This is a genomic window from Nostoc cf. edaphicum LEGE 07299, assembly GCF_015207245.1.
Taxonomy (GTDB): domain Bacteria; phylum Cyanobacteriota; class Cyanobacteriia; order Cyanobacteriales; family Nostocaceae; genus Nostoc; species Nostoc edaphicum_B.
Window position 1 is genome coordinate 1 of record NZ_JADEXF010000077.1, and the last position, 9,030, is coordinate 9,030.

At 41.0% G+C, this 9,030-nt stretch carries 6 protein-coding genes, 1 tRNA gene and 1 pseudogene; 4 read left to right on the plus strand and 4 right to left on the minus strand.

What is annotated here, in order from left to right:
• Positions 1–195: 195 nt before the first annotated feature.
• A complete protein-coding gene (locus IQ229_RS03885) occupies positions 196–1,515 on the plus strand; it encodes a hypothetical protein (protein ID WP_194041448.1) in 1,320 nt (439 codons plus the stop codon).
• A 30-nt stretch (positions 1,516–1,545) separates the two neighbouring features.
• Here IQ229_RS03885 and IQ229_RS03890 read toward each other — a convergent pair whose 3' ends face one another.
• On the minus strand, positions 1,546–2,223 hold the full coding sequence (locus tag IQ229_RS03890) for an S-layer homology domain-containing protein (protein ID WP_194041450.1): 678 nt from the start codon (positions 2,221–2,223) through the stop codon (positions 1,546–1,548).
• A 245-nt stretch (positions 2,224–2,468) separates the two neighbouring features.
• Between IQ229_RS03890 and rpiA the strand changes: the two genes are divergently transcribed.
• On the plus strand, positions 2,469–3,176 hold the full coding sequence (gene rpiA / locus IQ229_RS03895) for a ribose-5-phosphate isomerase RpiA (RefSeq protein ID WP_069070380.1): 708 nt from the start codon (positions 2,469–2,471) through the stop codon (positions 3,174–3,176).
• 425 nt (positions 3,177–3,601) lie between these two features.
• Positions 3,602–5,227, plus strand: coding sequence for a serine/threonine protein kinase (locus tag IQ229_RS03900; protein WP_194041452.1), 1,626 nt, complete (start codon positions 3,602–3,604; stop codon positions 5,225–5,227).
• Between the two features lie 97 nt (positions 5,228–5,324).
• On the opposite strand, the gene IQ229_RS03905 is transcribed toward IQ229_RS03900, so the two are convergent.
• From IQ229_RS03905 to IQ229_RS03915, 3 genes are all read right to left on the minus strand, one after another.
• Positions 5,325–6,506 carry a CapA family protein gene (locus IQ229_RS03905; RefSeq protein ID WP_194041454.1) on the minus strand — a complete coding sequence of 394 codons (1,182 nt, stop codon included), beginning with the start codon at positions 6,504–6,506 and terminating at the stop codon, positions 5,325–5,327.
• Between the two features lie 217 nt (positions 6,507–6,723).
• Positions 6,724–6,808, minus strand: a tRNA-Ser gene (locus tag IQ229_RS03910).
• Between the two features lie 226 nt (positions 6,809–7,034).
• A complete protein-coding gene (locus IQ229_RS03915) occupies positions 7,035–8,480 on the minus strand; it encodes a PQQ-dependent sugar dehydrogenase (protein ID WP_194041456.1) in 1,446 nt (481 codons plus the stop codon).
• Between the two features lie 69 nt (positions 8,481–8,549).
• On the opposite strand from IQ229_RS03915, the pseudogene IQ229_RS03920 reads away from it, so the two are divergent.
• Positions 8,550–8,713, plus strand: a pseudogene (locus IQ229_RS03920) (IS1 family transposase); the annotation flags it as partial.
• Positions 8,714–9,030: the final 317 nt, after the last annotated feature.

The following is a 9,030-nucleotide window of genomic DNA, read 5'->3' on the forward strand; positions in this document are numbered from 1 at the left end:
AAACCGTTTAGTTTAAAATAGTCATTAGTTAATTTTTGACTTACTAATGACTAATAATTTCTTGAGAAGTTACGATGAAATCACAATCGAACTTTAGTTGAGACGTTTCCTTCCCAGGCAAATAAAAACATCAAACAGCAATGCCTCTTCCGTCGAATTTTACCAATTTATAGTAAATCTCACCCAGCAAATCCCATGCCACATCGTCATTATCCTCCCGCCTACTTACGCTATCTCAAAGCCAGGTTATGGAATCTAGGGCGGCCTGGTTTTTGGGGAACTGCGATTTTTTTATCTGTAGTTGGGCTAGCAACCTGGGAATACTGGTCAAACCCAGATATTTTCGTTTATAAGCAAAAAAAACCAGTCGTTTTACAAAAGTCTGCTGATTCCTCCCTGTCAGAAGAAAACAAAGCTATTGCAGCAGATATTGATAACCTGCCAGTTTTATTTAATGACTTTGAGCAAGCAACTCTCTCATTAAACGCAAATGCGCCTGAAGATAAGACTGAGGCAAAAAAGAGCAAAGGCTTATTAGATGATGTTATCAACAAACAAAAGTCTGCTAATAATACCAAATTAAATCCTGGTTTAGGTGTTAACGGCGACACCTCCCCAACCGCGAAAAATCCCTTTGTCCAACAAACAGACAATTTATTGCGTACTGGAACAGTTGATAGTAATAACCCGTTTCTAGGTCTTAAAACCTTTAATACGGCGTCTGAACCAACAGGGGCAGATCAAACATCTTCTAGCCTGGGTGTTGGATTCACTAATCAAACCAATAAGAATCAAAATTCTCTCTCTATCAACCCTCTGCAAGCAGCGCTTAATCAATCGACAAACCAGAAATTGTCTAGCTTCAATGGTAGCACTACAACTCAGACAAATGCTTTAGGGCAAGTCTCCACTCCAGGAACAACCTTAATGCCACCCATCAATAGCTTAACCAGTCAGAATTCTCTACCAAACACTGGGTTAACTACTGGGACAGGTAACACGTCAACGGGTACGAACTTAACACAAAATCCCTACAGTAATTTAAATAACGGTCAAGTAGTGCCTAATAATGGGTTAACTACGGGTACGAACTTACCGCAAAATCCCTACAATACCTACACTAATTTAAATAACGGTCAAGTAGTGCCTAATGTAGCACCAAGTAATATTGTACCTTACTCTAGCCAGAGTCCTAGTCAAAGTGTTGTGACACCCACAAACCCCGTGGGATACGGGAATTATGGCTTGCAGCAGCCGATGCAACCACCACAATCTACCTATGGGAATTATGGCTTGCAGCAACCGACTCAACTACCACAAACTAATTATGGAAATTATGGCTTGCAGCAACCGACCCAACTACCACAATCTAATTATGGAAATTATGGCTTGCAGCAACCAACGCAATTACCACAAACTAATTATGGGAATAATGTGTTGCAACAACCAACACAGTCTAATTCCGTATATCTTCGTCAACTTCGAGACAGGTATAGAAATCCGGGTCAAAACTGATTTTGAGTACGTTGGCTTGATAAAGTCTAGCTAAGGAGATTGTGGGCTATTTGGAATTATCGGAACTTCTGGTGTTTCGGGTTGTTGCTGTTGTCGTTGCAAATATTTACTCAATACATAAGCCATATCCCCACGGGTTACGGGTTTTAATGGAGAAATATTGCCTTGAGCATCTGTATTCAGAAATCCCTCAGTAGCTACTGTCGCGATCGCTTTTCTAGCCCATGTTGGGATAGACTTTGCATCTGGATATGAAGCCAAAATCTCATTCACAGCCTCATCGGGAAACTGAAAGACACCATAAGCCTGAGCGAAAATAGCCAGAGCTTCTGCCCTTGTCACCTTTTGGTTAGGGAAAAATACATTGCCCCGATAGCCTTTCATGATGTCAGTTTTTAAAACTGTCTGTATATCATTAAATGCCCAATGAGAACGAGGAACATCTGGAATCGCTAAATTTTCTTTATTAACAGCTTCTCTTTTATTTAGCCCAAATGCTTTCACCATAATCGACGCTAATTCTGCCCTACTCAGTAACCTTTCTGGGTAAAATTTGCCATCAGAAAAGTTTGTCATCCATTTGGCAGCAGTTACCTGTTGAATGGAATCAGCTGGTATTTCAGAAGTAGATTCTGGTACTTGAGCAATTGCTGGCAAGCTTTGTAAGAGTGCCATTAAAGAGAGAGTAATTGAAAGCTGACGTATCATAATAACTACTTTTAGCTGCTAACGTGAATAAAAAAAAACTACGTTACTGAGGTTAACGCAAAACTTAATCTCAGTTAATTAATGACAAATTTGGGCTAGGCGATGTTGCATAGCTACGTAATACGCGAGCTGGTTTTCATCATCAAAGGAGTGGAAATCAGCAAAAACTTGTTTTTTACCTTTGATGTTTTGGCGTTATCCGCCCACTACTATGGACTATAGTCAGTTTTTCAGGAGTTTTGGGAATGACAACAACAGATCCCGTCAAGTTAATGAAGCAAGAAGTTGGCAAAGCCGCCGCCGCCCTAGTCAAATCGGGTTCCATTGTGGGGTTGGGTACGGGGTCAACTACAGCATATACGATTCAGTTTTTGGGCGATCGCCTCAAGTCGGGCGAACTCAAAGATATCATTGGTATACCTACCTCGTTTCAGTCAGAAGTGCTGGCAAAGCAGTACGGTGTTCCTCTTGCCACCTTGGATGCTATTGACCACATCGATATTGCCATTGATGGTGCAGATGAAGTCGATCCGCAGAAGAATTTGATTAAAGGCGGTGGTGCAGCACATACCCGCGAAAAAGTCGTAGACTACCTAGCAGAACAGTTCATCGTCGTAGTAGATAGTGGCAAGTTAGTAGACCGCTTAGGTTCTAGTTTTGCTGTGCCCGTGGAAGTGATTCCAATGGCAATTACCCCTGTAACCAATGCCATCAAAAAACTCGGTGGTAAACCAGAACTTCGCATGGGTGTAAAAAAAGCTGGGCCAGTAATCACCGATCAAGGAAACTTTGTCTTAGATGTCAGATTTGACTCCATTGAAGATCCAGCCGGACTAGAAAAGACATTGAATAACATTCCCGGCGTTCTGGAAAATGGTATCTTTGTGAACTGTGTCGATTTAGTTTTAATTGGTGAAGTCAAAGATGGTCAGCCATTAGTGCGGCAACTGTAAGAATTTTGGATTTTAGTTTTGGATTTTAGATTTCAGAGACTTCTAAAATCCAAAACTCAGCAAGATTCTAGTGAGTTTAAACAGAAATTTCACAAAATTTGCCAGTTGTACATTCTGAATTCTGAATTCTGACTCCTGAATTCTGTTTTGACACTAAACTTTAGCCTACTTTTCTATAAAACCGAAAAAATAGCCTTAGCCCGTCTTCTGCTTTAAGCTTGCCGTACTCCCGCGTTATCATCTGAGAAAGATAAAACTGTTGCGATCGTGGGGAGGTCTTTCTCACTTCAGGAATTCCAACAACTACATCCCGTAAAATAGACAGGCAAGAACCCTGCCCGATAAAAATATGGGAAAATTTTTGGGAAATCCCTCAAAACTCAGGACTCGGTACTTATCTGCTCACTCAGGACTCAGGACTCTTTATGTTAGCAGGCACAATTTTGCAGGATGGAAAATATACCCTAATTCAAGAAATAGGGCGGGGTGGCTTTGGCATTACCTTTAAAGCTAGGCATCACTACTTGGGTCATGAGGTGGTGATGAAAACCATCAATGAAAGGCTGCGACAACATCCTGATTTTGCCAAATTCGAGCGCCAATTCCAAGATGAAGCCAGACGATTAGCTACGTGTATTCACCCAAATATAGTCCGAGTTAGTGACTTTTTTGTGGAAGCTGGACTGCCTTACATGGTGATGGAATACATTCCTGGCGAAACCTTGGGAGACGCATTTGTATTACCAGGGATAACTTTGCCTGAAGCCACAGCAATTCATTACATCCGACAAATTGGAGCAGCGTTGCAGGTAGTACACAACAACGGCTTGTTACACCGCGATGTCAAACCAGATAATATTATTCTTCGTCAAGGAACGCAGGAAGTAATACTAATTGATTTTGGCATTGCCAGGGAATTTAATGGTGGTGTCAGGCAGACTCACACAGGTTTGGTTTCTGAAGGTTATTCTCCGATTGAGCAGTATATGACGCAAGCGGCGCGCACACCTGCCACGGATGTTTATGGTTTAGCAGCAACCTTGTATGCACTGTTGACAGCCCAAGTTCCCATGCCAGCATTATTGCGCGATCGCGAACAAATGCCTTCCCCCCGCGAACTGCAACCACACTTGAGTGCTGCTGTCAACCAAGCGGTAATGCGCGGTATGGCAGTAGAGTCTCGTTTTCGGCCAGCGACAGTTGCTGAGTGGCTGCAATTGCTACCTGGAAATGGGGTGAATGGAACACCACAAGTTTTACCCACTTACGCAGTGCCAACTGTCAATTTATCTGCGCAGCAGGCAGCAACTGTAATTGGGAAAACAGCCCAAAATTCTATTCATAGACCATCTGTGTTGGCGCAACCCAACCCAGGCATGGCTAAGGAAACTGTACTGGCTAAAAAGCTGGGGTCATCTAAAGTATTTATTGGTATGGGTGTAGCCCTAGTTGCTGCGACAGCAGGTTTTGGGATCGCCAGTATATTACCCAAATCTCAGCAGCAGCCAACCGTCAAGCCACTTGTTGAAAAGCCAACTCAAGAATCAGGCGCGAAAGCACCTAATTTTGATAGTACATTTTCACCCAGAGGTGAAGAGACTAACACTACTTCAAGAAGCGAAAAAGTACCGGTCTCTAATTCCAAGCAACGTCGCCGCAATCGTCGTTCTTCCCAAGAAGAATCTACCAGCAGCCCTACAAGAGAATCGCAACGCAGTGATTCCGAACAATCCACACCTTCACCTAGCGTTTCACCCACACCGTCGGTAGTAGAAAAACTACGGGCATTCCGAGATAAGCGGAATGCTTCCCCCGCACCATTGCCATTCCCACAAAATAACTTACCCGCTTCTAGTCAAAATCCTACTTCTCCTCAACCCGTGAGTCCGTCAAAACCTCTACTTATACCACCAGCACCACTAACAGAATCCAAACAATCAGATCCTTCTGCTGTGGTAGTACCAACACTCGAAAAGCAAAATTCACCGACTAATAGTCAATCCCAGAATATTCAAAAGTTCGAGGAAAAGCCACAAGGTGACAATAACTAGTCAATTTTGGATTTTGGTAAAGCAGCGTGGTAAGTCCACAACCACGCTGGCTCCTATTAACTAATTACGAATTACGAATTACGAATTACGAATTATTTTAGGAAGGATTAAGCTTCTTCTGTACAACAACTTCCCCCTTCTTATTAATCTTCACCGGATTCTTGGGAAAAGCTTGATTATTCAAATAACGCATAAGCTTTACAGTTTGAAAACTCCGATCGATATGAGGAATTCCCTGCCGATCCATCCGAACGGGAATGATTTTACTAGATACCAAATCTCCTGCTGAGTTGAGTTTGACTTCTAAAATCATTGAGTCACCTGTTTGGGCATTTGTAGATAAAGTCCGATATCCCAAAAAGTTTCCTAAAGAATAGGCAATGATTTTTCCCTTATAAATTTCCATCGCTCTGGGAACGTGAGGGCCATGTCCTAGTACTAAGTCTGCTCCGGCATCAATCATGTTTCGAGCAAACGCGATCGCATTACCTCGATTTTCTCCATAAAAAAACTCTGTTTGATTCTTAACGTGTAGTGCCCCCGTTCCTTCCGCTCCAGCGTGCATTGATACTACTACAATATTGGCTTTCTTTTTGGCTTCTGCCACGAGTGCTTTAGCTGCTCCTAAATTATGGATGGAGTTATACATTTCATAAGGAGAAAATCCGATCATTGCCACAGGGATATTGTTAGCTTCTAAATAAAGAATTTGATTTTTATGACCTAATGTTGCAATGCCTACAGCCTGAAGATTTTTCATTGTATCTTTAAACCCTACCGGGCCAAAGTCCATAGCATGGTTATTTGCCATATTGAACACATTAAAACCAGCCTCAGCAAAAAGCTGGGCGTATGCAGGTGGAGAGCGAAAAGCAAAGACTTGTCCTCGACTAATATCTTTGGCAGTATAGGGATAATTAGTTAGGCTACTTTCAAAATTCCCAAACAAGATATCAGATCCTTGCAAGTGAGTTCTCACTGACTTTGGTAATAATTGATCTCGAAAACGGGGTAATCTATAGTTAGGGAAATTAGTGCCGGGAATAATATCTCCAACAGCTTTGATAGTAATAGTATCTGGGAAGGTTTGTTGTTGTGTTTTTGATGGCGTAAATTCAGGAATAGCTAATGGAAATTGGACAGGCTTAGTAGGCATAGTAGCAGCGTTTAATCGCTGTGATTGACCAAGCCGGATAATGACTCCTATACTAATACCCAGATATAAAGAAATGCTGATCAGACTAAATGAGAATACTCGCCCCAAGCTGCGATCTACCATCGTTCACTCCTCACACGATGGCATTAGTTTATCCCAAAAATCTATAAAATCTGTGTTGGCGGTGTATATTTTAGTGTTTTTGGTAAATATTTGACTACGTAAATATTGAGCGATAATTATATCTCACTTGCAAATAAACAGACAAGTTGCTCAAGACCCTTGCTAAAGGTAGGCAAATTTCAGCCACATTGTAGTAAATTTTCAGTAATTTTTTGAACGGAGAGGGGGGGATTCGAACCCCCGTTGGGTTTCCCCAAAACGCATTTCGAGTGCGTCACCATGAACCGCTCGGACACCTCTCCAACTATTCAGCCATTTGAGTGTCTATTGTACATTCAAATGCTGTAAATTTAGGGAAATCTTGCTGGATTCCCTATACTACTATAGCATTATCAAGCTGTGAAAAAACGTTTCCCATACCAGAACGAGGGGTGCAAGAAAGCGTTACACAGGAGTACGAGCTTATTTCAATCGGGATAGCTTGAGTGTCTAATTTCGATTAAGTAATGCAGAAATACCCAATTTGTTTTACTTGGTAGGCATAGAAACTTCCCAAATTCCTTGATTTCCACCATATTCCAGAACATAAATCTTATTGCTAATAATCTCAGCATCAATGGGATTACTAAAACCTATGACAAGGCGCGTAGCATTAAGTTTATAGTTGGTATTTCTTACTTTAGTTAACTTTAAATGTAGTAGGTCTTGGCTAGCATCTTTAAAAGGGCCTACTAGTGTTTCGCCAGTGGGATCGCCTGCTGTCCAACTCAACATAAATCCATCTCTCTTGAATTCTGGACTCATTACTCCTTGTGTATCAAAAACTAAGCCTAAAGGAGAACGGTGTGTTGTAAAAGTACTCAAAGGTTGCCCAAGAACACTAGCATCTTTGATTTTTCCATCTACAGGATCGCGGTAATTGTCTGCGTCCGGGCCAAGATTAGGAATTGGTTCAATCAAATTTCCAGTAGGCCGAATAGGAAAGGTGGGATCGTTACGATAGTAGCCCCTTTGGACGGCGTTAAATTGAGGGCTTAACAATCGGTCAGTGGCAGGATTATAATTGGGAAATTGTTGTGGATTATCTGTTCCACCAATACGCCAAGGAAAGCCGTAATTACCACCTAAACGTAGCCAATTTAACTCTTCTGACATATCGCGATCTGGCCCATTTTCTGTGCCAAATAAATCCCCATTGGGTGCAAAAGCCATATCGAAAGTATTACGTACTCCTTCTGCAAAAATATAGCCAGATGTCTTTAAAGTTGCTCGATTGTTTGCCAGAAAGAGATTGTTACCATTACTAGGAAGACGGAGTATACAGGCGGTTAATCCGACTTCGCGAGTATTGGGATATAGGCCATCAGCAGACTGAACCTCACCATGATCGGTACGAGAACCGCTATTCACATAGATAAAGTTACCATCCGGGCTAACAACTACGCCGTTGAATCGATGGTCATAAGCTGTTTTGCTTTTGGGATAGGCTTCACTCTTAGCTAAGATAGACCAGATACGCTGTCTTGTACTCGAATTAATTACACCTTTAGCAATAATTGCTTGAGTTTGGTTATTCACAAGGTCTGCATTGCCAACTAAATAAATTGTGCCGTTAGGGCCGATGGCCATACCTTGAGTTTCACTTAAATTATGATTACTAGAGTTGTAAACACGTGTTTTAGTAGAAGAGCCTAAATTAACTTGATAAATCTCACCATTTCGCTTTAGGTAATAGAGAGTATTGTTTCGTGGATCTTTTGCAATCCGCACAGAAGGAGAGACTGATAATGTATTAATAATTTTGCTAACCTTGATATTAGGACGCAGGCTTTGAGGGACAACAGTTACTCCACTAGTGCTATGATTTAATAAAACTATTGTAAATAATAGCGTTATTGTAAATAACAGCGTTTTAACAGCAATCCGATTGAAAAATCTGCGTTTAACTTGATTAAATAATTTAATGTTATTCATGATTTCCTTGATAAAAGGGTTAGTTAACTTTGTTGCTAAATCACTCTTAATGAGTAGAAAGTTTTTGTAATTCTAACTTGGGTTTTAGGAGATCATAGTGCTGAAACATTTAAACCTTTATAGGACATTTTTTGCAGTTTACAGTGCTATTTTTATGTGATGGGTGGAAAGTTTACCTCAGTTTTATTAACCCAGAAGATCGTCTCGTCAGTAAAACATATATGACCAGAGTAAGTAGGTACGCAGGAATTAATCTAACTATGTAATAAAATGTAAAATCGTCACAGTCCTTGTGATTGCTTCTCTAGGAGACGCTCCGCGAACCTTACACTCCGTTTTACTCGCAATCATATACTTGTAAATTTTACCACTACTTACTTAGAAGGTAAAAATACACGTTTACGTGATTATTTTGCACGCCTACATCAAAAAACATTATGCTATTCCAAACTAAGCTGTTCCACATCTAAGTTGCATAAATGCTAAATTAGATAGATTCAAGTAAAAGCGTGATGTTATGCCTGCTAAAGGTTTTTTGACTCAATCCCAA